The organism is Rhodococcus sp. 14-1411-2a (assembly GCF_002259485.1).
Taxonomy (GTDB): domain Bacteria; phylum Actinomycetota; class Actinomycetes; order Mycobacteriales; family Mycobacteriaceae; genus Rhodococcoides.
Map to the genome: position 1 here is coordinate 1 of NZ_NPGA01000010.1, position 20,372 is coordinate 20,372.

Annotated in this window: 20 protein-coding genes and 1 pseudogene; 8 read left to right on the forward strand and 13 right to left on the reverse strand. The window is 65.1% G+C overall.

The genetic code is table 11. The features are described 5' to 3' along the window. The 4 genes and pseudogenes from CH291_RS27135 to CH291_RS08195 form a co-directional block, all read right to left on the reverse strand. Nucleotides 1-120 (reverse strand): annotated as a pseudogene (locus CH291_RS27135) (acyl-ACP desaturase); the annotation flags it as partial. A 128-nt stretch (nt 121-248) separates the two neighbouring features. After that, the gene (locus CH291_RS08190) at nt 249-683 is read right to left on the reverse strand and encodes a GtrA family protein (RefSeq protein ID WP_373455118.1); all 435 of its coding nucleotides are present in this window, start codon (nt 681-683) and stop codon (nt 249-251) included. A 164-nt stretch (nt 684-847) separates the two neighbouring features. Beyond that, the gene (locus CH291_RS26735; protein WP_156516139.1) at nt 848-1,015 is read right to left on the reverse strand and encodes a hypothetical protein; all 168 of its coding nucleotides are present in this window, start codon (nt 1,013-1,015) and stop codon (nt 848-850) included. Between the two features lie 74 nt (nt 1,016-1,089). Then, nucleotides 1,090-2,475 carry a maltokinase N-terminal cap-like domain-containing protein gene (locus CH291_RS08195; protein WP_094687171.1) on the reverse strand — a complete coding sequence of 462 codons (1,386 nt, stop codon included), beginning with the start codon at nt 2,473-2,475 and terminating at the stop codon, nt 1,090-1,092. A gap of 157 nt (nt 2,476-2,632) precedes the next feature. On the opposite strand from CH291_RS08195, the gene CH291_RS08200 reads away from it, so the two are divergent. Next, on the forward strand, nt 2,633-3,397 hold the full coding sequence (locus CH291_RS08200; protein WP_068048829.1) for a pirin family protein: 765 nt from the start codon (nt 2,633-2,635) through the stop codon (nt 3,395-3,397). 112 nt (nt 3,398-3,509) lie between these two features. After that, nucleotides 3,510-3,986 carry a DUF4190 domain-containing protein gene (locus CH291_RS08205; protein WP_231893762.1) on the forward strand — a complete coding sequence of 159 codons (477 nt, stop codon included), beginning with the start codon at nt 3,510-3,512 and terminating at the stop codon, nt 3,984-3,986. A gap of 18 nt (nt 3,987-4,004) precedes the next feature. Here the strand turns inward: CH291_RS08205 and CH291_RS08210 are convergent, their stop codons facing one another. From CH291_RS08210 to CH291_RS08225, 4 genes are all read right to left on the reverse strand, one after another. Beyond that, on the reverse strand, nt 4,005-5,123 hold the full coding sequence (locus tag CH291_RS08210) for a GGDEF domain-containing protein (RefSeq protein ID WP_068048826.1): 1,119 nt from the start codon (nt 5,121-5,123) through the stop codon (nt 4,005-4,007). 104 nt (nt 5,124-5,227) lie between these two features. Continuing rightward, nucleotides 5,228-6,811 (reverse strand): ABC transporter permease, encoded by a 1,584-nt coding sequence (locus CH291_RS08215; RefSeq protein ID WP_256980772.1) that lies wholly within the window; start codon nt 6,809-6,811, stop codon nt 5,228-5,230. Continuing rightward, nucleotides 6,808-7,686 (reverse strand): ABC transporter ATP-binding protein, encoded by an 879-nt coding sequence (locus CH291_RS08220; RefSeq protein WP_094687172.1) that lies wholly within the window; start codon nt 7,684-7,686, stop codon nt 6,808-6,810. The genes CH291_RS08215 and CH291_RS08220 overlap by 4 nt, the downstream gene beginning before the upstream one ends. Further along, nucleotides 7,683-8,297, reverse strand: a complete 615-nt coding sequence (locus tag CH291_RS08225) for a TetR/AcrR family transcriptional regulator (protein WP_255183214.1) — start codon at nt 8,295-8,297, stop codon at nt 7,683-7,685. Before CH291_RS08225 ends, CH291_RS08220 begins: the two co-directional genes overlap by 4 nt. Before the next feature lie 54 nt (nt 8,298-8,351). Between CH291_RS08225 and CH291_RS08230 the strand changes: the two genes are divergently transcribed. Beyond that, on the forward strand, nt 8,352-10,310 hold the full coding sequence (locus CH291_RS08230) for a M13 family metallopeptidase (RefSeq protein WP_094687173.1): 1,959 nt from the start codon (nt 8,352-8,354) through the stop codon (nt 10,308-10,310). Nucleotides 10,311-10,343: 33 nt separating this feature from the next. Beyond that, nucleotides 10,344-11,654: a cytochrome P450 gene (locus CH291_RS08235; protein WP_094687174.1), complete on the forward strand. Its 1,311-nt coding sequence runs from the start codon at nt 10,344-10,346 to the stop codon at nt 11,652-11,654. Here the strand turns inward: CH291_RS08235 and CH291_RS08240 are convergent. The 5 genes from CH291_RS08240 to CH291_RS08260 all read right to left on the reverse strand — a co-directional run bounded on the left by CH291_RS08240 (nt 11,632) and on the right by CH291_RS08260 (nt 16,931). Then, nucleotides 11,632-12,711, reverse strand: a complete 1,080-nt coding sequence (locus CH291_RS08240) for an ABC transporter ATP-binding protein (protein WP_094687175.1) — start codon at nt 12,709-12,711, stop codon at nt 11,632-11,634. The two genes, CH291_RS08235 and CH291_RS08240, sit on opposite strands and share 23 nt — an antisense overlap. Beyond that, nucleotides 12,711-14,036 carry an ABC transporter substrate-binding protein gene (locus tag CH291_RS08245; RefSeq protein ID WP_068048804.1) on the reverse strand — a complete coding sequence of 442 codons (1,326 nt, stop codon included), beginning with the start codon at nt 14,034-14,036 and terminating at the stop codon, nt 12,711-12,713. The genes CH291_RS08240 and CH291_RS08245 overlap by 1 nt, the downstream gene beginning before the upstream one ends. A 28-nt stretch (nt 14,037-14,064) precedes the next feature. Then, nucleotides 14,065-14,955, reverse strand: a complete 891-nt coding sequence (locus CH291_RS08250; RefSeq protein ID WP_094640579.1) for a carbohydrate ABC transporter permease — start codon at nt 14,953-14,955, stop codon at nt 14,065-14,067. Continuing rightward, complete coding sequence (locus tag CH291_RS08255) at nt 14,952-15,884, reverse strand: carbohydrate ABC transporter permease (protein ID WP_176460333.1); 933 nt, start codon at nt 15,882-15,884, stop codon at nt 14,952-14,954. The genes CH291_RS08250 and CH291_RS08255 overlap by 4 nt, the downstream gene beginning before the upstream one ends. A 135-nt stretch (nt 15,885-16,019) precedes the next feature. Beyond that, nucleotides 16,020-16,931: a L,D-transpeptidase gene (locus tag CH291_RS08260; protein ID WP_094687176.1), complete on the reverse strand. Its 912-nt coding sequence runs from the start codon at nt 16,929-16,931 to the stop codon at nt 16,020-16,022. Nucleotides 16,932-17,227: 296 nt separating this feature from the next. Here CH291_RS08260 and CH291_RS08265 point away from each other — a divergent pair, with 296 nt between their 5' ends. The 4 genes from CH291_RS08265 to CH291_RS08280 are packed head-to-tail and all read left to right on the forward strand — an operon-like array spanning nt 17,228 to nt 20,350. Beyond that, nucleotides 17,228-17,953: a glycosyltransferase gene (locus tag CH291_RS08265; protein ID WP_094687177.1), complete on the forward strand. Its 726-nt coding sequence runs from the start codon at nt 17,228-17,230 to the stop codon at nt 17,951-17,953. After that, complete coding sequence (locus CH291_RS08270; protein ID WP_094687178.1) at nt 17,950-18,945, forward strand: acyl-CoA dehydrogenase family protein; 996 nt, start codon at nt 17,950-17,952, stop codon at nt 18,943-18,945. Before CH291_RS08265 ends, CH291_RS08270 begins: the two co-directional genes overlap by 4 nt. Continuing rightward, nucleotides 18,939-19,688, forward strand: a complete 750-nt coding sequence (locus CH291_RS08275; RefSeq protein ID WP_094640575.1) for a PIG-L deacetylase family protein — start codon at nt 18,939-18,941, stop codon at nt 19,686-19,688. The genes CH291_RS08270 and CH291_RS08275 overlap by 7 nt, the downstream gene beginning before the upstream one ends. Next, nucleotides 19,685-20,350: a class I SAM-dependent DNA methyltransferase gene (locus CH291_RS08280; RefSeq protein WP_256980773.1), complete on the forward strand. Its 666-nt coding sequence runs from the start codon at nt 19,685-19,687 to the stop codon at nt 20,348-20,350. The genes CH291_RS08275 and CH291_RS08280 overlap by 4 nt, the downstream gene beginning before the upstream one ends. Nucleotides 20,351-20,372: the final 22 nt, after the last annotated feature.

Genomic DNA, 20,372 nt, shown 5'->3' on the forward strand with positions numbered 1-20,372 from the left:
CCACGGGACGTAGTCGTGAGGGTGCCACTCCCGCGCCATCGAGATGTGACGGTTCACATTGTCCTCGGCAGTGGGCACCAGCTCTTGCAGAAGCTCGAGTTGTGTCAGATCCCTGGCCATCGAGATGCCTCCTCGCGTTGACGTCAGCTCGCAAGCCTAGGGCGATCGATGCGCGACACGCGGAGACTTGCCCGGATTCTGTTAGAGGTAGCAATCGATGTCTGCACGCAATGGTGCAACGTCACAGCTCAGCGAGCAGCCAGACCGGAACCCGAGGACGCGAGCGTCGCCGGACGGAACACCCAGCCACGGAGAGCGAGGAACCGGGCGGCTCCGAAGATGCCACCCACAGCGATGACGACCAGAACTTGGACGTACGTCGGCGCTGCCGGGAACAGGATGTGCACTGCGGCCAGTGAGGCGGTACTCAGGCCGAGCCCGATCAGGGCCAGTCCCCCGGCTTCCCACTGCGTCTGGAACCAGCCGACACGACCGGCCGCATGAAAGGTGTGACGGCGGTGCAGCTCGTTGGCGAGCACGGTACTCGCGGCCACACCTGCGAGGTTGGCAGTGAACGATCCGAGAGAAGCGAGGGCGACGAACAACAGGGCGTACACACCGTTGCTCGATACCCCGACGATCACGAAGCGCGTGAACTGAGCGACCACCGACTCGCCGAGCATCCGCGACCTGATGCGGGGCGCACAGCCCGACGATCCGGACGCGGCCGGAGCTTTCAGGGAAGTGCTCACGAGGACTCCAGTTGTAGAACCGGAAGCGTCGGTCGGCGCTTCGACTCGATACAACTCCGCCCGAGAACTAATCGGTCTCGGGCGTGACGGAAGCCTCAGGCCTTCGTGGAACTTTCTTCCCGGGCGCGCTTCTTGCGGTCCAGGTCGATGTTGAGACTGTTGGGCTTGATCGATGCGACGAACAACACCGCAACGAGCACGACCACCACGACGATGGTGATGACGACCACCGCGATGCCGAAAATTGCCAAGATACCGTTCATGTCCTGCCTCCCGTGTCAGGCAATACGGTACTTGTCGTAGACAGGCCCGTCGACGTGCACCCCCAGCGCACCGATCAGCTCACCAGGCGCGCCACGGCGCGCAGCGGCAACGACAGCCAGGTGGGCCGGTTGCGTGCCTCGTACAGAACTTCGTACACGGCCTTGTCCAGCTCGTATGCGCGCAACAGGTCGGCCTCCTCCCGGGGATCGTGCCCGGCCACCGAGGCGTAGCCGTCGAAGAATGCAGCGATGCTGCGGGCCGCCCACTTCTCGGCTCGCTCTCGCGCCGACTGGTCCTCGGGCAGATCGACCAGCAGGTGGTTGGCGGCGTAGTCGAACGAGCGCAACATTCCCGCCACGTCACGCAGAGCGCTGTCCATCTGCCGACGCTCGGCCAAGGTCTTCGCCGGCTCACCCTCGAAATCGATGAGCAGCCACCGTTCGGGGGTGCCCAACACCTGACCCAGATGCAGGTCACCGTGGATCCGCTGCACCGTGGTGCTGTTCGACGCCTCCGCCCGAGAGATCAGCGCGGTCGCCGCCGGGATGTACTGCTCGATCTCCGGCACCACCCTGGCGACTCCCGAGATGCGGGCGAGGATCTCCTCGACGGCGGTGGACTCGACGGACCGTTCGGCGGTGCCCAGCACCGATGCGAGGTCGTGGTGCACCTGCGCCACGGCTGCTCCGATTCGGTGGGCGTCCGGGGCGAAATCTGCGGGCAGGTCTTCGATGGGCGTCTCCGGTGAGTCGAACACCTCCTGCACGCTGGCCAGCGCCGCAGTCCACCCCTCGGCGGAGTTCGCGGCGAAATCCTGAGCCATGCCGAGCGTCGTGGGTTCACCACCGACTTCGGTTTCCAGCCAGCCCCGAAGCGGCGCCACGTTGACGCTCCCCGCCTGTGCCAGCGCGCGATGCAGTTCCACATCCGGACTGATTCCCGGCGGCACCTGACGAAACAGCTTGAGCAACAGCAGATCACCGAGAATCACCGAGGTGTTGGACTGCTCGGCCCCGAGAACCCGACCGCGCAGACTGCTCGGCACACTCGAACCGTCGACGACCTTGAATTCGATGCTGCCAGTGGCTTTTCCGGCAGCAAGGGCATCTCCGTACAGGCCGATGACCTCGGGGTCGCGCAGACCGTCGTAGACGGCCACGTCGCCCACCACGGGCAGTGACCACGGTCGGAGATCGTCGGTCGGTTCGGTCCGGAAGCCCAGGGGCACCTGGTAGGTCTGCACGACGGCCGCGCCGTCCTGCGTCAACTGCACCTCCACCAGCAGATGCTCGGCCGCGAAGTGCGGTTCGTCTCGGAGCACGTCGCGCGCGACGATCCGCACCGAACTCACCGTCGAACCCTTTGCGCCGAACCACCGTTGACCTGGCAACCACGCCGCCAAGGCGTCCTCGAGCTGGGGTTCGACCGTGCGTGCCACACTCGAGCTGGAACCGACCATGAGAATTTCTCGCCGCCTTCTTCGGAGTTTGCGAAGCATGTGAGCGTACGTAGCGAAACCTACCCACTCCCGGTGCCGCCCACACACCGACGGCAAAGACACCCGAACGTTATGCAGGTCGTACGCCCGTGCACAGACATGCTCGTAGAGTGGTCTCATGTCCGCTCCACTGACCGCCCACATCGACGTACATCGTGCCGGTGATCGATCGAAAACCCGTGTGTCCTGGCTGGACTCGAAACATTCGTTCTCCTTCGGCCAGCACTACGACCCCGACAACACCCATCACGGACTGTTGCTGGTCAACAACGACGACATCGTCACTGCCGGTCAGGGATTCGAGACGCATCCGCATCGCGACATGGAGATCGTCACGTGGGTGATGCAGGGTTCACTGGTGCATCAGGACTCCATCGGTCATTCCGGAATCATCTATCCCGGCCTCGCGCAACGGATGACCGCGGGCAAGGGCATCATGCACTCCGAAAAGAACGACTCCTGGAGCATCGACGGCAACAAGCACACCGAACCCGTTCGCTTCGTGCAGATGTGGGTACTTCCGGACAGCCCCGGTGTCACTCCCGGGTACGAACAGCTCGAAATCGGCGACGAATTACTGCGAGGCGGCTTGGTCACCGTCGCGTCGGGGATGGACAAGCACCGCGGGCAGGCGGCGATCGGCATCTCACAGAAGTCGGCTGCGCTGCACGCCGCCAGGCTGTTGCCCGGAAATTCGGCGACGGTGCCCGACGCCCCGTTCGTGCACCTGTTCGTCGCGCGCGGCACCGTCACGCTCGAGGGGGTGGGCGAGCTCTGGGAGGGCGACGCCGTCCGCATGAGTTCGACTGGTGGACAAACCATCACCGCTACCGAGCCGGCCGAGGTGCTGATCTGGGAGATGCATTCGCGACTCGGCGGTTGACAACCACGTTCGATGACAAGTTGATCACGGGAGCGCGTGGGGGCCTGTGCGCACAACAGACACCTGCATACACTCCGAGCGTTCACGATCGCCGATCTCGGAGGTACTCGACGTGTCGAATCAGAATCCGCCGCCTGGAAACTATCCCCCGCCCGGAAACTACCCTTCACCTGGTGAGTACCCCCAGCAGGGCGGGTACCCACAACAGCCGGTAGCCCCGAAGAACACGGTCGGCACCGTGGCTCTGGTCCTGGCGATTCTGGGTTTGTTGTTCTCCTGGACCATCGTCGGCGGAATTCTTCTCGGCCTGATCGCCATCGTTCTCGGTTTCATCGGACGGTCCAGGTACAAGAAGCGCACCGCCACCAACGGCACCGTGTCACTCGTCGCGATCATTCTCGGCTTCGTGGCCGCAGCTCTGTCGATCGTTCTCGTCGTCGTCGGCGTCGGCCTGTTCAACGCAGTGGGTGGCCAGGACTTCACCGACTGCCTGAGCAACGCAGGCAGCGATACTGCGGCGCAACAGCAGTGTGCCGACGAATTCCAACAGAACGTCGAGAACCAGTACGACGACTCGACTCCGAACTGAGTCGTAGCGTCGCTGCACTCACGTCTCGGTGCCTGACGGAGTCCGATCGTTTCGGGGCGTCGAGCCCGCTACGACCACCTGATTGCCGCCCTGCTGTTTGGCCTCGTACATCGCCGCATCGGCACGTCGCAGCAACAGTGTGGTGAGTTCGACGACGTCGAAACCGATGCCTTCGGCAACGGGATATGTGCAGTGCGCGACGCCGATACTCACTGTCAGTGGTGCGGGGTCCTCCGCGAAATACGCGGCACCCCGATACTTCTCGGCCAGTGCGAGGGCCTCGTTCTCGGCCGATTTGGTCACCACCGCGAATTCTTCACCGCCCACCCGCGCGACCAGCACACCGTCCGTGGTCAACCGGCGTGCGACTAGCTGCAGGGCGGCGTCCCCCTGGTGGTGACCGAATCTGTCGTTGATCGACTTGAATCGGTCCACGTCGACGACCATCACCGAGACATCGGTCGCACCGAGGAAATACACCGGGAGCGCCTCGTCGAGCCCTCGCCGATTGCGCACCTGAGTGAGCGGGTCGAAGTTGGCCGCCTGCGCTTGGACCTGCAGTTTGAGGAGCAGGTACTGGAAGAAGGTGGGGCCCATGAACGTGATGGGCACGAGCACCACGAGTTGCGCGATGGCCAGACCGTGATCGGCCTCGGGCGAGAGCAGGATCAGCACGAAGAACAGCGTCATGGCCGCTCCGGCCCACAGCAGATGCAGCGCCATGACCCTCGGACTGTGGAAGAGCTGGACGTACACGCTGTTGGCTGCGAGCATCGCCAGAGCCAAGAAGGCGGTCTGCGGCGATCCGTAGGACAACAGAACCAGCGTTACTCCGATGTCCGAGTACGCGGCGAACATCACCGATACCCGCTTCGACGGCCACGGAGCCTTCAGCCAGGCGATACCGACCAACAGCGTCGACACGATCGCAACGACGAAGACCGACCTGGCGATCGCCGAGGTCGGCGGGGCGTCGGTGAGCCAGAGCAGCGCAGCAGCACCGAGTCCGTACGTGAACGTGCTCAGAGATGCAGCGAGGCGATACGGTGCGAGCGCACCGTGCAGGTCGAGGTAGCTGACCACCGACTCGTAGCTGTGTGGCTGGTTCCACCAGGTGCGCAGGAATGTCGATTGCACGTAGCCTCCATGCGCGTTCGGCTCAGAGATCACGGAACCGACAGGACGCCACCATGTCGGGCCGGGCCGGGCAAATCGGCCACGTCGATGCTATCGGACCCCCGTCAGCCTCGGATGTCTCTTCGTCGGAATGCTGTGAAACCTCCTATACCGACGACGATGGCCACCGCGACGAGCCAGCCGATCGGCACCGGGGTGAGCGTTGCTCCCGGCAGTCTCGGAACATGGGTGAAGGGCGACAGATCGAGCCACGGCTGCGGCAGGCCCACCACGGACCCGACCTGGCCGAGGGCGACGAAACCGGCCAGCACGGCCCACAGGACGGTCGCGAATCGAGGAAGAGCTCCGAACAGTGCCACGCCGATGGCCGTCACCACCCATACGGCCGGCAGCTGAACGAGTGCACCGACCAGAACGGACGGCAGTTCGCCTGTGACGTCGCCGGTGGCCGACCCGTACGTCAGCCCGATGGCGAGGCCGACGACCAGCAGCAGCCACGCTGCGCCGAGGACCGCGCACAGCAGGTGACCTGCCAACCACCGCGCTCGCGAAACCCCGGTGGCCAGCACGATCTCGGCCAGGCCCGCCTCTTCCTCGCTGTGCAACCGCAGCAGAGCCGAGACAGCGAACGCGGCGACTACCACGCCCACGATGCTCAGCACAGCGGCGATGAACGACTGCTCGACGGTGCTGCCACCGAACTTCTCCAGTGCCTCGCCGATGGCAGCGCTGCTGCCGAGTTGGTCACCGATCCCGCCGGTGGACGATCCGATGGCGATGCCGAACAGAGCAAGCCCGACGGTCCAGACGGCTACGGTCCCGCGCGAGAGACGCCACGCGAGAGCGATCGGCCCGGACAGCGAGGGTGCGGCCGCTGCACGGCCGCGGTGTTCGGCCCGCAAGCCGGCACCGAGATCGCGTCGATTCGCAGCGGCGAACGCGCCGACGCAGAATGCTGTGGCGGTCGTCAGTGACAGCATCATCGGCCACCACCGCTCGTCGGCGAACGGCCGTACCTGCGCCGACCAGCCGATCGGCGAGAACCACGAGAGGGTGCCCGAGCCTGCGTCGCCGATCGCACGCGCTGCGAACACCACGGCCAGCACGCCGAGGGCGTAACCGCGAGCCGCTCGCGCCCCCGACGCCACCTGTGCCGCCACGGCCGCACAACCGACGAAGACGAGTCCGACCACGGCGACCGACGCCCCGTATGCGACGCTCCCGGCTACCGGGAGCCCGAATCCCCACAGCGAGATCGACGACAACGCGCCCGTCGCCGCCACCCCGCCGCCCGCCGCCAGCATCGCTGCCGCCAGACCCGCGTGCCGTCCCACGGCCGTCGACCCGATCAGCTCGGTCCGACCCGCATCCTCCTCACCGCGGGTGTGCCGAACCACGGTGAGGATCGCCGCCAGCGGAACCAGTGCCAACACCAGCCCCGAGCGCCACGCCACCAGGGCACCGAGATCGCTGCCGAAGATCGGGCCGACGAGTGCCGCCTGTGCCGGTGCCGACAGCGTGCCGAGATAGAAGGCCTGACGGTCCGCCGCCGTCGGATACAGACCCTCGAAGCTGACCGCGTAGAGCAAGGGCAGCGCGCCGAGCAGAACGATCCACACCGGTGCCACCACACGATCGCGGCGCAGATACAACCGCAGCAACGCCCCCGTCCCGGTCAGGGCATTCATGCGTAGTACCTCAGGAACAGTTCCTCGAGCGTCGGAGCGGAACTGGCCAAGCTCCGCACTCCCGCGTCGGCCAGCACGTGCATCGTCGCCGCGAGGGCGTCGTTCTCGACGGTGCAGGTGACGGAGGAACGGTCCACGCTCACCGCGCTCACTCCGGGCAGTGCCGCCAGACCGTCGGGCACTCGGTCGAGCACCGCGGTGATCGTGGTGCGGGTCAGGTGCCGCATCGAGGCCAGAGTCCCGGTATCGACCGTCCGCCCCTCTCTGACGATGGTCACCGAACTGCACAGCGCATCCACCTCGGACAGGATGTGCGAAGACAACAGCACCGTGACTCCGCGTCGGGCAGCATCTTTCACGCAGTCGCCGAAGTGCTGTTCCATCAGCGGATCGAGTCCCGATGTGGGTTCGTCGAGAATCAGCAACTCGACGTCGGAGGCCAGAGCCGAGATCAGCGCGACCTTCTGCCGATTGCCCTTGGAGTAGGTGCGGGTGCGTTTACCTGGGTCGAGGGAGAACCGTTCGAGCAGTTCGGCGCGGCGGGCGGTGTCGAGTCCGCCGCGCATCCGGCCGAGCAGATCGATCACCTCACCGCCGGTGAGCGACGGCCACAGGGTCACATCGCCGGGAACGTAGGCCAGGCGTCGATGCAGCGCCACGGTGTCGGCCCACGGGTCGCCGCCGAGCAACCGCACCTGTCCCGACGTCGCGCGGACGAGACCGAGCAGAACCCGAATCGTCGTGGATTTGCCGGCCCCGTTGGGGCCCAGGAATCCGTGCACCTCACCGGTCGGCACGTGCAGGTCCAGTCCGTCGAGCGCCCGGACCGACCCGAACGTCTTCACCAGCCCGTCCACGGAGATCGCTTCGGTCATGACGTGGCCTCCAGATAGGTGTCCAAAGCCTGGGAGTCGGTGAACAATCCGTCGGTGTAGAGCTCGAGTGCAGGAAGCATGATCTCGTCACCGAGCGCGCTCAGGGCCTCGCGGAAATCGACGTCGGGGCCGGCCATCTGCACGTACAACAGCAGTCCGCCGACGTTCTGTCGCGTCAGGAATCGGGCGCGTGCCGCAGAGTCTCGACTGGGTGTGAAACGGCCGTCGCGAACACCGTCGTCGATGTAGCGGACGGCGTCGTCGACCATGTGCTCGAACAACTCTCGCGCCAATGTGCCGCCTGCGGAGAAGCTCCGCACGATGTAGGCGACGAGCGGGGCGTACTCGTCGATTCGGGCGAGCTGTTCCATCATTCCGGCGGGGGCGGACGACGCGGCCTTCGACTCCCGGATCACCCGCAGGACGTGCTCGTCGCACGCAGTACGCAGGCCGTCCTTGGACCCGAAGTGGTGATTGAGCAGCCCCGGAGAGACACCTGCCGCGGTGGCGATGGACCGCACGCCCGCGGTGAAACCCTGCGAGCCGAAAACGCCGATCGCGGTGTCGCGGATTCGAGCCTTGGTGGTGAGATCCTCCGATGCTGTACGCATGTACAGTACACTAAACATCCGTTCAATCAGACGCAAGAGTGTAAAGATGGACGGATGACTTCAGTAGTGAACTCGGGCATCGATCTCAGCTACCAGGACGAGAACACACGCGCGCAGGACGACCTGTTCGTGCACGTCAACGGCAAATGGCTCGAGGAGTACGCCATCCCGGCCGACCGCGCCGTCGACGGCGCATTCCGCACCTTGTACGACCGTGCCGAGGTCGACGTCCAGACCATCATCGAAGAGTCCGCCGACGCGAACCCGCCAGCGGGCAGCGATGCGCAGAAGATCGGCGACCTGTTCTCGAGCTTCATGGATGCCGACCGCGCGGAGCAGCTCGGCGTGACTCCCATCGCCGACGAGCTCACCGCCATCTCCGACGCCACCGACCTCGTCACCCTCGCAGGCGTTCTCGGCTCCCTGCAGCGCACGGGCGTGGGCGGCGCCATCGGGCACTACGTCGACACCGACGCCAAGCAGTCCGATCGCTACCTCGTGCACTTCAGCCAGTCCGGAATCGGTCTGCCCGACGAGTCGTACTACCGCCAGGACGAGTACGCGGACATTCGCGCGAGCTACATCGCGCACATCTCGAAGATGTTCGCGCTCAGCGGCATCGAGTACGACGCGCAGACGGTGTTCGACCTCGAGCAGAAGATCGCCGCCGGTCACTGGGACGTCGTCGCCAGGCGGGACGCCGAGAAGAGCTACAACCTCGTCGATTTCGACACGCTGGTCAAGAGCGGTGCCGGGTTCAATTGGGCTGCATGGATTTCCGGGCTCGGCGCAACCACCGAGCAGTTCGCCGAGATCGTGGTTCGGCAGCCTCCGTTCCTCAGCACTTTCGTCTCGCTGTGGAATTCCGAGGACATCGAAGCGTGGAAGGCGTGGCTGGCGTGGCGCGTCGTGCATTCACGGGCACCGTTTCTGACGAGCGCGATCGTCGACGAGAACTTCGCGTTCTACGGAACGACGCTGACCGGAACCGAGGAGAACCGCGAGCGCTGGAAGCGCGGCGTCTCCCTGGTGCAGGACGTGCTCGGTGAGGCCGTCGGAAAGCTGTACGTCGAACGCCATTTCCCGGCCGACTCCAAGGCTCGAATGAAGGTGCTGGTCGACAATCTCACCGAGGCGTACCGCCGCAACATCTCCGAGCTCGAATGGATGAGCCCGGAGACTCGGCAGAAGGCGTTGGACAAGCTGGGCAAGTTCACCCCCAAGATCGGCTACCCCGATCGGTGGCGTGACTACTCGGGCGTCGAGATCAGCGCCGACGACCTGCTCGGTAACTACCGCCGCGGCTACACCGCGGACTACCAGCGCGACCTCGACAAGCTCGGCGGACCCGTCGACCGCGACGAGTGGTTCATGACGCCACAGACCGTCAACGCGTACTACAACCCCGGTATGAACGAGATCGTCTTTCCCGCAGCCATTCTGCAGCCACCGTTCTTCGACCCCGAGGCCGACGACGCGGCCAACTACGGCGGTATCGGAGCGGTGATCGGCCACGAGATCGGTCACGGATTCGACGATCAGGGTGCCAAGTACGACGGTGACGGCAACATGGTCGACTGGTGGACCGACAGCGACCGCACCGAATTCGGCAAGCGCACCACGGCCCTGATCGAGCAGTACAACGAGTTCGAGCCCAAGGCCCTGCCCGGCCACAAGGTGAACGGCGAGTTCACCATCGGCGAGAACATCGGCGACCTCGGTGGTCTGTCGATCGCCGTCGCCGCGTACGAGATCTCGCTCGAAGGCAAACAAGCACCGGTGCTCGACGGTTTGACCGGCCTGCAGCGAGTGTTCTTCGGCTGGTCGCAGGTGTGGCGGACCAAGGCTCGCGACGCCGAGGCGATCCGCCGACTCGCCGTCGATCCGCACTCGCCGCCGGAGTTCCGCTGCAACGGCGTCGTGCGAAATCTCGACAGTTTTCACGAAGCATTCGACGTACAGCCCGGAGATGCGCTGTACTTGGACCCGGGGAAGCGCGTCAGGATCTGGTAGTTCCAGGTAGGGCAATCGGGGAGGGAATTTCTGATGAGGGAATACGCACGCTGGCTGGCTGCTCACGGGGTGATTCGGTTTGCGGCCAAACGCGCAGCGGCCGCGGGCGATCCGCAGGCGATGCTGGTGGCCGATCCGGTGACGCGGGCAAATCCGACGCCGGTCTACGAGAAGCTGCGCGCCACCGCACCGCTGGTGAAGACTCGGATCTCCAACATCACCGTGCATCACCGGGTGGCGTTCGACCTGCTGCGCTCGGACGACTTCCGCGTCACGCAGCTGGGTGCGACCCTTCCCGGGCCGTTGCGGTGGATCGAGCGGCACACCAGATCCGGGGCACTGCACCCGATTCTGCCGCCCTCACTGCTCTCGGTTGAGCCGCCGGACCACACCAGGTACCGGAAGCTGGTGTCCTCGGTCTTCACCGTCCGCGCAGTGCAGAAGATGCGCGATCAGGTGCAGGAAACGGCCGATGCTCTGCTCGACGAGCTGTCCGACGGCTCCCCGGTGGTCGACATCGTCGATCGCTACTGCGCGCGCCTGCCGGTTGCTGTGATCGGGCGGATCCTCGGTGTACCGGTCGAGGACAATCAGCGGGTTCTCGAATTCGGTGAGATGGCTGCACCCAGTCTCGACATCGGCCTGTCGTGGGATCAGTTCAAGCAGGTCGAGCGTGGCCTGATCGGATTCGACGCCTGGCTCTCGCAACACATCGCAGAACTGCGCCGCAATCCCGGTGACGATCTGATGAGTCAGCTGATCGCCGCGAAGGACGAGGGCGTCGGCCTCAACGACGAGGAGCTCAGGGCCACTGCGGGATTGGTGTTGGCCGCAGGTTTCGAAACCACCGTCAACCTCCTCGGCAGCGGAATCCAACTGCTGCTCGACAACCCCGACCAGCTCGCCGTACTGCAGCAGGACCCGTCGCACTGGCCGACGGCCATCGACGAAATGTTGCGGATGGAATCACCGGTACAGCTGACCGCACGGATGGCCAAGCACGACGTCGAGGTCGAGGGAGTGACGGTGCACGAGGGCAAGCTCGTCGTGCTGGTGCTAGCCGGCGCCAATCGGGATCCGCTGGTGTTCGAGGACCCGGACAGGTTCGACGTCACCCGCGCCAATGCCGGCAAACACCTGTCGTTCTCGGGTGGACGCCACTACTGCCTCGGCGCAGCGCTCGCGAAGGCAGAATCCGAAGTGGGCCTGAAGGCGTTGTTCGACAGATTCCCCCACCTGCGCTCGGCAGGCGAAGGAACCCGTCGCAACACCCGAGTCCTGCACGGATGGGCCACGCTGCCCATCGACCTCGGTGAACCGGCTACGACAACCGCAGGCCGGTAACGAAGTCGAAGAAGAACAACTCGTCCAGCTTGGGCACCAGTCGAATGGTTTCGGCCAGGGCGATCGACAACTTGCGGTCGACGCGAACCGCGATGCGGCCGGAGGTTGTCGACCAACCGCCGTCGGTGCTGGGCGCGGAGGCGTAGACGAACGACTCCGCACCCAGCTCCTCGATCAGCTCGACGGTGAGCTGCAACCCACCACCGTCACCCACCAGATCCCACGACTCCGGCCGAATACCGACAACGACGCGCTCGCCCGCCGAGGACGGGACGGGTATGCGCAACTCGCCGAGTACGGCCGCGCCGTCGCGCACCGGAGCGTCGACCAGATTCATTCCGGGTGACCCGATGAATCCCGCGACGAACGTGTTGACGGGGTTGTCGTAGAGCTCCCGCGGAGCGGCGATCTGCTGCAGCTTCCCGTCGAGCAGAACCGCGACGCGATCACCCATCGTCATGGCCTCGACCTGATCGTGGGTGACGTACACCGTAGTGGTGCCCAGTCGTCTTTGCAGACCGGCGATCTGGGCTCTGGTCGACACCCGCAGCTTGGCGTCGAGGTTGGACAGCGGTTCGTCCATACAGAACACCTTGGGTTGACGCACGATCGCGCGCCCCATGGCCACTCGCTGACGCTGCCCGCCGGAGAGCTTGCCGGGCTTGCGACCCAGCAACGGCTCGAGCTCGAGCATCCTCGCCGCGTCGAGTACTCGTGCTGCGGTGTCGGACTTGCTCATTCCGGCATTGCGCAGCGCGAATCCCATGTTGTCGCCGACGGTCATGTTGGGGTACAGCGCGTAGTTCTGGAACACCATCGCAACGTCCCTGGCCCGCGGAGCCAGCGAGGTGACGTCCACTCCGCCGATGTCGATACGGCCGCTTTCGACGGACTCGAGACCGGCGAGCATCCGCAGACTCGTCGACTTCCCACAGCCCGAAGGTCCGACGAGAACGATGAATTCACCGTCCGCGATGTCGAGTTCGAGGTTGTCGACAGCGAGCGAATCGGCACCCGGGTACCGGTGCGAGACACCGGCGTAGTGAACGGCGGCCATTACTTCGGCAGCTTCGGGGTGATCTGGCGGTCGATGATCTGCTGCAGCTGATCCGAGATGGACGCGAACGTCGTTGCGACATCGGCGTTCTGCAGCGCGATCTGCTCGAGTCCGCTGCCGATGATCTTGTCGCCACCGGGGACGAACACGCGGGCGTAGTCCTGCGAACGAGTCAGCGCCAATTGGTCGACGGCCGTCTTGGCGTTGGGGTTCGCCTCGAGGAATGCGATCTCCGACGGGTCCTGCTGCGCAGACTTGCGGACCGGCATGTAACCGGTGTTCTGCGAGAAGTAGGCGGTGTTGGCACCGTTGGTGACGAAGTCGATGAACTTGAGCGCGTTCACCTTTCGCTCCTCCGAGATCTTCGCCGGAATGGCCAGGCCTGCTCCACCGGTGGGGCAGCCGGGAGTGCCGTCGGTGGCCGGCAGGAAGGCGGTACCGAACTCGAACGCGGCACCGGCCTTGATGGTGGAGAGGTCGCCCGTCGAGGCGATGGTGGACGCCAGGATGCCCGCGGCGAAGTCGTTGGCGATGTCGTTGGACACCGCGGCGTACTTCTTCGTGTGGATCATGTCCTGCAGGAACTTGCCTGCCGCAATGGTATTGGGGTCGTCGAACTTCAGCTCGAACTGATCGGAGTACGATCCGCCGAACGTCCAGATCGGTCCCTCGAACGTCCATCCGAGGTAGTCGACAGCGTTGCCCCAACCGTGAGCGAGCTTGCCGTCTCCGACGACGGCCTGGATGCGCGGGCCCCACTCGTCGAACTCCTGCCAGGTGGCCGGCCCACGATCGGGCAGTCCGGCCTGCTGCCACACGGCCTTGTTGTAGTAGAACAGCGGCGTCGAACGCGCGTACGGCAAGGCCCAGTGGTTACCGTTCCAGTTGTAGTCGGCCAGCAGCGAATCCACGTAATCGGACTGGTCGACGCCTGCTGCGGAGAAGTGCTTGTCGAGCGGCTCGATGGCACCGGTGAGCGCGTAGTTGAACCACCAGACGTCCGAGAGCACGACCACGTCGGGCACATCGTTGCCCGAGAGCGCCGCGTTGAACTTCTGCGACACCTCCTCGTAGTTCTTGCCACCGTCGATGAGATTGACCGTCAGGCCCGGGTTCTCCGCCTGGAAGCGCGAGATCAGTTCCCTCTCGAACTCCTGGGACTTGCCCGGGTGGTTCGACCAGAAGTTGATGGTGTTCGCATCGCCTTCGACAGCCTCGCCGCCCGACCCGCCCGATCCGGGGCCGCTGCACGCCGCGAGAGCTGCGGCGGCCGCAGCTGCGCCGGTGAGCGTGAGGAAGCCACGCCGATTGATGATGTGTGCCATGGTGTTCGACTCCTGATAGTGAGGTGAATCAGCCCTTGACCGCACCGGAGGTGAGGCCCTTGATCATGTGGCGTTGCAGGACGAGAAAGACAAGAAGGATCGGCAGAATGGTCAGCACCGTCGCGGCCATCACCGCGCCCCAGTTGGTGTAGCCCTCACTGTTCTGGAGCAGCGTCAATCCCACCGGAAGCGGTGCGACCGAGGAGTCGTCGGACATCAGGAACGGCCAGAGGTATTCGTTCCATTCGGTGACGATCGTGATGATGGCGAAGGCCACCATGGTCGGGCCCGACAGCGGCAGGATCACCCGGAACATCAGCCGGACCGGCCCGGCACCGTCCATCCGCGCGGCTTCGATGATCTCCGGCGGCAACGACAGGAAGTGATTGCGCATCAGGAAGGTACCGAAGGCGACACCGGCCAGCGGAATGATGATGCCCTGGAACGAGTTTCGCCAACCCAACTCGGAGATGAGCGAGTAGTTGGAGATGACGGTGATCTGATTGGGCACCATGAGCGCGGCGATGATGACGAGAAAGACGATGTTCTTGCCCGGGAAGCGCAGGAACACCAGACCGTAGGCGCTGAGTACCCCGAGGACGAACTTGATGGACGACACGGCCGTGGTGATGATGATGGAGTTGCGCAGGTACGTGAAGAACGGCACCTCCGTCGTCGCCTCGTCGTAGTTCTGCGGATGAAAGACGCTGGGCCACCACGTGACCGGCTGCACGTAGATGTCCGGTCGATCCTTGAAGGAGGTGATCAGGATCCAGAACAGTGGCAGCCCGATCATCAGCAGAACGGCGACCATGGCCGCGTATCCGAGGATGTTCGCGTTGCGACGCGCACGCTGCGGGTCGCGCGGTCCTGGCGCTTTCTCCGGCGTCGCCGTATCGGGCTTGTCGGTCACAGTCATCGCTGATCGTCTCGATCCATGATTCGTACCTGCACGAGAGTGACGATCAACAGCACGAGGAACAGGATCGTCGCGACGGTGGCACCGTAGCCGGCTCGGAAGTTGCGGAACGTCTCCTCGTAGACCTGGTAGACCATCGTGGTGGTGCCGGTGCCCAGCGGGCCGCCGCGCGTCATGACGTTGATGATGTCGAAGACCTGCAGCGAATTGAGCAGCACCGTGATCGACAGGAAGAACGTCGTCGGACGTAGTTGCGGCAGAAGCACTTTGCGGAACGTGGTCCAGCGGCTCGCCTGATCGATCTCGGCCGCTTCCATCAATTCCTTGCGCACGCCCTGCAGGGCCGCCAGGTAGATGACGAAGGTGTAGCCCAGGTTCTTCCACAGGTAGGTCACCGTGATCATGACCATCGCCCACTTCGGGTCCTGATAGAAGTCCGGAACCGCGCCCAGGCCGAGGCGTCGCATCAGATCCTGGACCAGCCCGAAGTTGGGGTCGAAGACGAATTGGAACGCGATGCCGATCGCGGCACCCGAGATGACGTACGGGGCGAAGACTGCGGAGCGAACGAAGTTGCGGCCCCGGAGCTTTCGATCGAGCAGCAGCGCCAGCACCAGGCCGAGAACCAGTGAGCCCACCACCGCGGCGACCGTGAACACGACGGTGTTGCCGACGATCTGCCAGGTGTCCTCGCGGGAGGCCCACTCGCGGTAGTTGTCGAAGCCGACGAACGTGGAGGTGGGCGAGGACAGGTTCCAGTCGAAGAACGAGAACTGGAAGTTCTCGACCAGCGGCCGATACGTGAACACGCCCAACAGAACCAGGTTGGGGCCCACGAGAATCAGGAACAGTGCGTAATCGGTCCACGGCCGCGAGAAGAAACGCTTCTCGCGTGCCCTGGGCAGCACTCGTTCGGTTGTTGCACTCACTGCGAGGACTGTGCTCAGCCCCGGCCAACGAATGGTGAACTGAGCCCCAACGCCCCCTGTCGCTCAGGCCAATTGCTGCGTAGTGGTGCGGTTATGTGCCCGCTGTGGCACTCAACCGCACCACTGCCGCAGGCACTAGCGGTTCCAGTCTCCGAGACCGTCGGATCCGCTCAGGGTTCCGCCGTCGGTGTTGACGACGATGACGGGGTCGCCCTTCTGGACGTTCTCGAAGAACCACTTGCCGTCTTCGGTGCTGACGTTGAGGCAGCCGTGCGATTCGTTGGAGTAGCCCTGCTGCGATTCCGACCACGGGGCGGCGTGCACGAAGATGCCGCTGTAGGAGATGCGCGTCGCGTACTCGACGTACGTGCGGTAGCCCTCCTCGGAGTCGATCGGGACGCCGTACGTGGACGAGTCCATGTACATGTCGCGGAACCGCTCGCCGACGATGTAGGTGCCGTTGGGGGTTTCGTGTCCGACCTTGCCCATCGAGGTGGGCATGGTGCGGACGACCTCGCCGTTGCGGGTGACGGTGATCTGCTTGGTGTTGTCGTCGGCCGTGGTGATGATGGAGTCGCCGGTGGAGAATTCGGCTTTCGCTCCGCCGGCCTCGACGGTCACCTGGGTGTGCGCCGGGTAGAACTCGTTGGGCAGCCAGCGGACCTGGGTGTCGTTGATCCAGTAGAAGTGGCCGTCGACGGACGGGTTCGTCGTGACGCGAATCGCTCGCAGGGCGGCGTCACGATCACCGATTGCCTCGTCGAAGCGGATGGCGATGGGCTGCGCGACTCCGACGACCTCGCCGCCGGAGGGGCTGATGCTCGGATCGGCGAAGTTCGCGGGCGCGAGCTGCGGGACGATCTGCTGATGGGGAGCAGGCGCAACCGGATCCGAGGACCCCGGCATGCCGGGAATGGAGACGTCCGGGCCGCCGGGCCACAGTGGCGCGGCCTGTGCCGAACCGAATGCGGCGGACGCAGCAAGGGCTGTACCTGCAACGATCGCGCCGATACGGGCGAATCTGCGTGTGCGAACCGGTGATGCCATGTAACCCGACCATCCTTCGTGCTGCGTCGCGATGCCCACCGACAGAGCTGTGCGTGAGCAAAGCCCATTAACACATACCGCCCCGACATTTGCTAATCGGATATCTCCGAAACGGACGAAAAAAACCGCGAGTACGAGTATCTTCCCGCAACCGGTCCCGAGCACTGTCTCTGCAGGCCAGGACGCATGTGTCGGCAGCCGGGGAACGGGTATGTGCGAGGGAAGCACATCCCGTCCAGACACCGGCGGTTTCCGAAACGGACTCTTCTTCGTCCGGTGTCCGAGAAGGGTGGACCGTGATCTCCGATGCTTTCCCCCGTACCCCAGTCAGTCACATCGTCGTCGTCGTACCCGCGCACAACGAGCAGGATCTGCTCGACGCCTGCCTGACCGCCTTGGCGCGTGCGCAGCGCCGCGTCATGGACGTGGCCTCGGTGTCCGTCTCGACGGTCGTCGTACTCGATGCGTGCACCGACGACTCGGCGCACATCGCCGCACGTCACCCGTCGGTGTCGGCGATCGAGGTGGCGCATCGCAACGTCGGAGCAGCCCGGGCCGCCGGATTCGCGAGCAGCCCGCGAGACGGCAGTCGGCTCGACGCCACCTGGCTAGTCACCACCGATGCGGACACCCGGGTGGGTGAGGACTGGCTGCTCGGCCATCTTCGGCATGCCGCCGAGGGCGCTCGGGCAGTAGCCGGGACGGTGGCGGTCGATTTCGAGGGCCACGTCGAGGAGAACCTCGGGTTGCGATCGTCGTACGACGCGCACTACCGGCACGAAATCGGCCACCCACACGTGCACGGCGCCAACCTCGGCGTCCGAGCGACCGAGTACTTCGCGGTCGGAGGATTCGCACCTTTGACCACCGGCGAGGACCACGATCTGGTCCGACGCCTCGAGCTCGGCGGCATCGAGTGCCGTCGAGTGTGCGACATCCCTGTCACGACGTCGGGTCGCCTCAGCGGCAGAGCGCCCGACGGCATGGCCGGATTCCTACGTTCCCTGGAGGCCACCGCATGAGCGAGACCGATTTTCTCGAATCCACCGACCGCGCAGACATCGACACCGGTCTGCGCAACGCGTTCCTGGCGTTCGAGGCGGACGGTCGTCTCGACCTCGCGCTGCCCGGCTCGGGATACACCGATCTGCGCTGGCAGTCGCTCGCCGCCCTGAGCCGTCACAACACGGTGCTGGGCCGGTGGTCCGAAGCGCACACCGACGCGATCGCGATCCTGCACGAACTCGACGGCCCGACGCCACAGCGCGGTCAGATCTGGGGAGTGTGGGCTGCGGAACCGCCTGCTCCGATTCTCGAGGCGGTACTGGAGGACTCGGGCTGGGTTCTCACCGGAACGAAGCCGTGGTGCTCGGGTGCGTCACTGTGTACGAACGCTCTGGTCACTGCGCGCGTCGAGGGAAGTCCTCGGCTGTTCGCCGTCGATCTGACGCATCCGGGCGCAACCCCGGTACCCGACACGTGGCATGCAGTGGGGATGAGCGAAAGCGATTCCGGCTCGGTTGCATTCGACAGCGTCCCGGCCGTTGCGGTCGGCGGACCGACCGATTACCTCACCCGTCCTGGCTTCTGGCACGGTGCCATCGGGGTGTCGGCAGCCTGGTTCGGTAGCGCGTGCGCGGTGGCGGACACGCTGCACGACGCCGTCCGCACCAGGCCGGACCCGCACCGTGCCGCACATCTCGGTGCCATCGCAGCGGCACTCGGTGCGGCGTCGAGCGCACTGACCACCGCGGCCGCCGAAGTGGACGCCGATCCGTTCGACCGTTCCGGTCGAGCCCGGACCCGAGCCCGCATCGTGCGGGCGGTGGTCGAGGACGCGGCGACTCAGTGCATCGACCGCGTCGGCCGCGCTCTCGGTGCCGGCCCGCTGTGCAGCGATGCCGAGCACGCGCGGCGCGTCGCAGATCTCACCGTCTATCTGAGGCAGAGCCATGCCGAACGCGATCTCGAAGCCCTCGGGCAGGACATCGCCGAGGAGGACAACCCATGGTAGAGAACGCATTCGACGCCGAAGTCGATGTCGGCACCGCCGAATCGGATTGGATGTCGGCCGACTGGTCCATCCCCGGTCTGCAGTGGAAGGACGTCGTCACGATGGTCGTCGTCGCCCCGCACCCGGATGACGAGGTGCTCGGCGTCGGTGGCCTGCTGTCGTTGGCGGCCGCGGCAGGGGTCGACGTGAGGGTGGTCGCGGTGACCGACGGTGACGGCTCGCACCCCGGTTCCCCGACTGTGACGGCGGAGGATCTGCGGGCACGACGCCCCGTCGAATCCGAACGCGCGTTGGCGGAGTTGGGAATCGACCACTCTCCGACGCGGTTGCAGATCGCCGACGGTGCCGTCGAGCAGCACGAGGGTGCCGTGGCCGATGCATTGATGCCGTTGCTCGACGCCACCCCGGGCACCTGGTGCCTGACGCCCTGGCGCGGAGACGGTCATCCCGACCACGAAGCGACCGCGCGGGCCTGTCTCACTGCGGCGAATGCCGTCGGGATACCGGTGGTCGAGTACCCGATCTGGATGTGGCACTGGGCAACTCCGAACCATCCTGCAGTTCCGTGGACACGATGCCGCCGTGTCGATCTCCCGGCGCATACCCTCGACGCCAAGCGCGCGTCGATCGAGCAGTTCGATTCTCAGATCCGGCCCCTGTCCGATCACCCCGCGGATCGAGCGGTGTTGCCCCCGCACATATTGGCCCGCTACCGGCGACCGTTCGAGGTGGTGTTCGCATGAGCATGGATTCTCGGACGAGCCCAGGTTCTCCGACCAGCCTGAGTGCCGACTACTTCCGCAATGTCTATGCGGCCAAGGACGATCCGTTCATGCTCGACAGCAAATGGTACGAGCGACGCAAGTACGCATTGACCATGGCCTCATTGCCGAAGCCTCGCTATCGGCGAGCACTCGAACCCGGTTGCTCCATCGGCGTGCTCACCGAACAGTTGGCGACCCGGTGCGATCACGTGGTGTCGACCGATGTGGTGGACAGTGCCCTCGATTCGGCCCGCACGCGTGTAGGTGAGACTGCCGCAGTCGAATTCGCGTTGTGGTCGTTGTCCGACCATTGGTCGGCATTGCCGACACCCCAGGAGACGTTCGATCTGATCGTCGTCAGCGAGGTCGGCTACTACCTCGACGCCGCGGATCTCGCATCGGCGATGACGCGCGCCGTCGACCACCTGGAAGCAGGGGGCACTCTGGTGGCAGCGCATTGGCGTCACGACGTGGACGACTATCCGATCTCGGGTGATCGCGTGCACGAGATCATCGCCGCAACAACCGGTTTGGCGCTACTGAGTCGCTATCTGGACGAGGACGTTCGGATCGAGGTCTTCGTCGCCTCGGACGGTCCGGCGGTGTCGGTCGCGAGCACCGACGGCCTCGATGTGCGCTGACTGCGCTCGACCTCCAGGAGAC

Excerpts from the sequence above, each read along its gene's own strand:
- CH291_RS08225 (WP_255183214.1), bottom strand. The coding sequence starts at position 8,297 with ATGCGTACAGCATCGGAGGATCTCACCACCAAGGCTCGAATCCGCGAC.
- CH291_RS08240 (WP_094687175.1), bottom strand. The coding sequence starts at position 12,711 with ATGGCCGCCGTTCACTACGCCGGTGTCTCGCACCGGTACCCGGGTGCC.
- CH291_RS08195 (WP_094687171.1), bottom strand. The coding sequence starts at position 2,475 with ATGGTCGGTTCCAGCTCGAGTGTGGCACGCACGGTCGAACCCCAGCTC.
- CH291_RS08275 (WP_094640575.1), top strand. The coding sequence starts at position 18,939 with ATGGTAGAGAACGCATTCGACGCCGAAGTCGATGTCGGCACCGCCGAA.
- CH291_RS08245 (WP_068048804.1), bottom strand. The coding sequence starts at position 14,036 with ATGGCACACATCATCAATCGGCGTGGCTTCCTCACGCTCACCGGCGCA.
- CH291_RS08220 (WP_094687172.1), bottom strand. The coding sequence starts at position 7,686 with ATGACCGAAGCGATCTCCGTGGACGGGCTGGTGAAGACGTTCGGGTCG.
- CH291_RS08260 (WP_094687176.1), bottom strand. The coding sequence starts at position 16,931 with ATGGCATCACCGGTTCGCACACGCAGATTCGCCCGTATCGGCGCGATC.
- CH291_RS08250 (WP_094640579.1), bottom strand. The coding sequence starts at position 14,955 with ATGACTGTGACCGACAAGCCCGATACGGCGACGCCGGAGAAAGCGCCA.
- CH291_RS08230 (WP_094687173.1), top strand. The coding sequence starts at position 8,352 with ATGACTTCAGTAGTGAACTCGGGCATCGATCTCAGCTACCAGGACGAG.
- CH291_RS08200 (WP_068048829.1), top strand. The coding sequence starts at position 2,633 with ATGTCCGCTCCACTGACCGCCCACATCGACGTACATCGTGCCGGTGAT.
- CH291_RS08270 (WP_094687178.1), top strand. The coding sequence starts at position 17,950 with ATGAGCGAGACCGATTTTCTCGAATCCACCGACCGCGCAGACATCGAC.
- CH291_RS08190 (WP_373455118.1), bottom strand. The coding sequence starts at position 683 with ATGCTCGGCGAGTCGGTGGTCGCTCAGTTCACGCGCTTCGTGATCGTC.
- CH291_RS26735 (WP_156516139.1), bottom strand. The coding sequence starts at position 1,015 with ATGAACGGTATCTTGGCAATTTTCGGCATCGCGGTGGTCGTCATCACC.
- CH291_RS08235 (WP_094687174.1), top strand. The coding sequence starts at position 10,344 with ATGAGGGAATACGCACGCTGGCTGGCTGCTCACGGGGTGATTCGGTTT.
- CH291_RS08215 (WP_256980772.1), bottom strand. The coding sequence starts at position 6,811 with ATGAATGCCCTGACCGGGACGGGGGCGTTGCTGCGGTTGTATCTGCGC.
- CH291_RS08280 (WP_256980773.1), top strand. The coding sequence starts at position 19,685 with ATGAGCATGGATTCTCGGACGAGCCCAGGTTCTCCGACCAGCCTGAGT.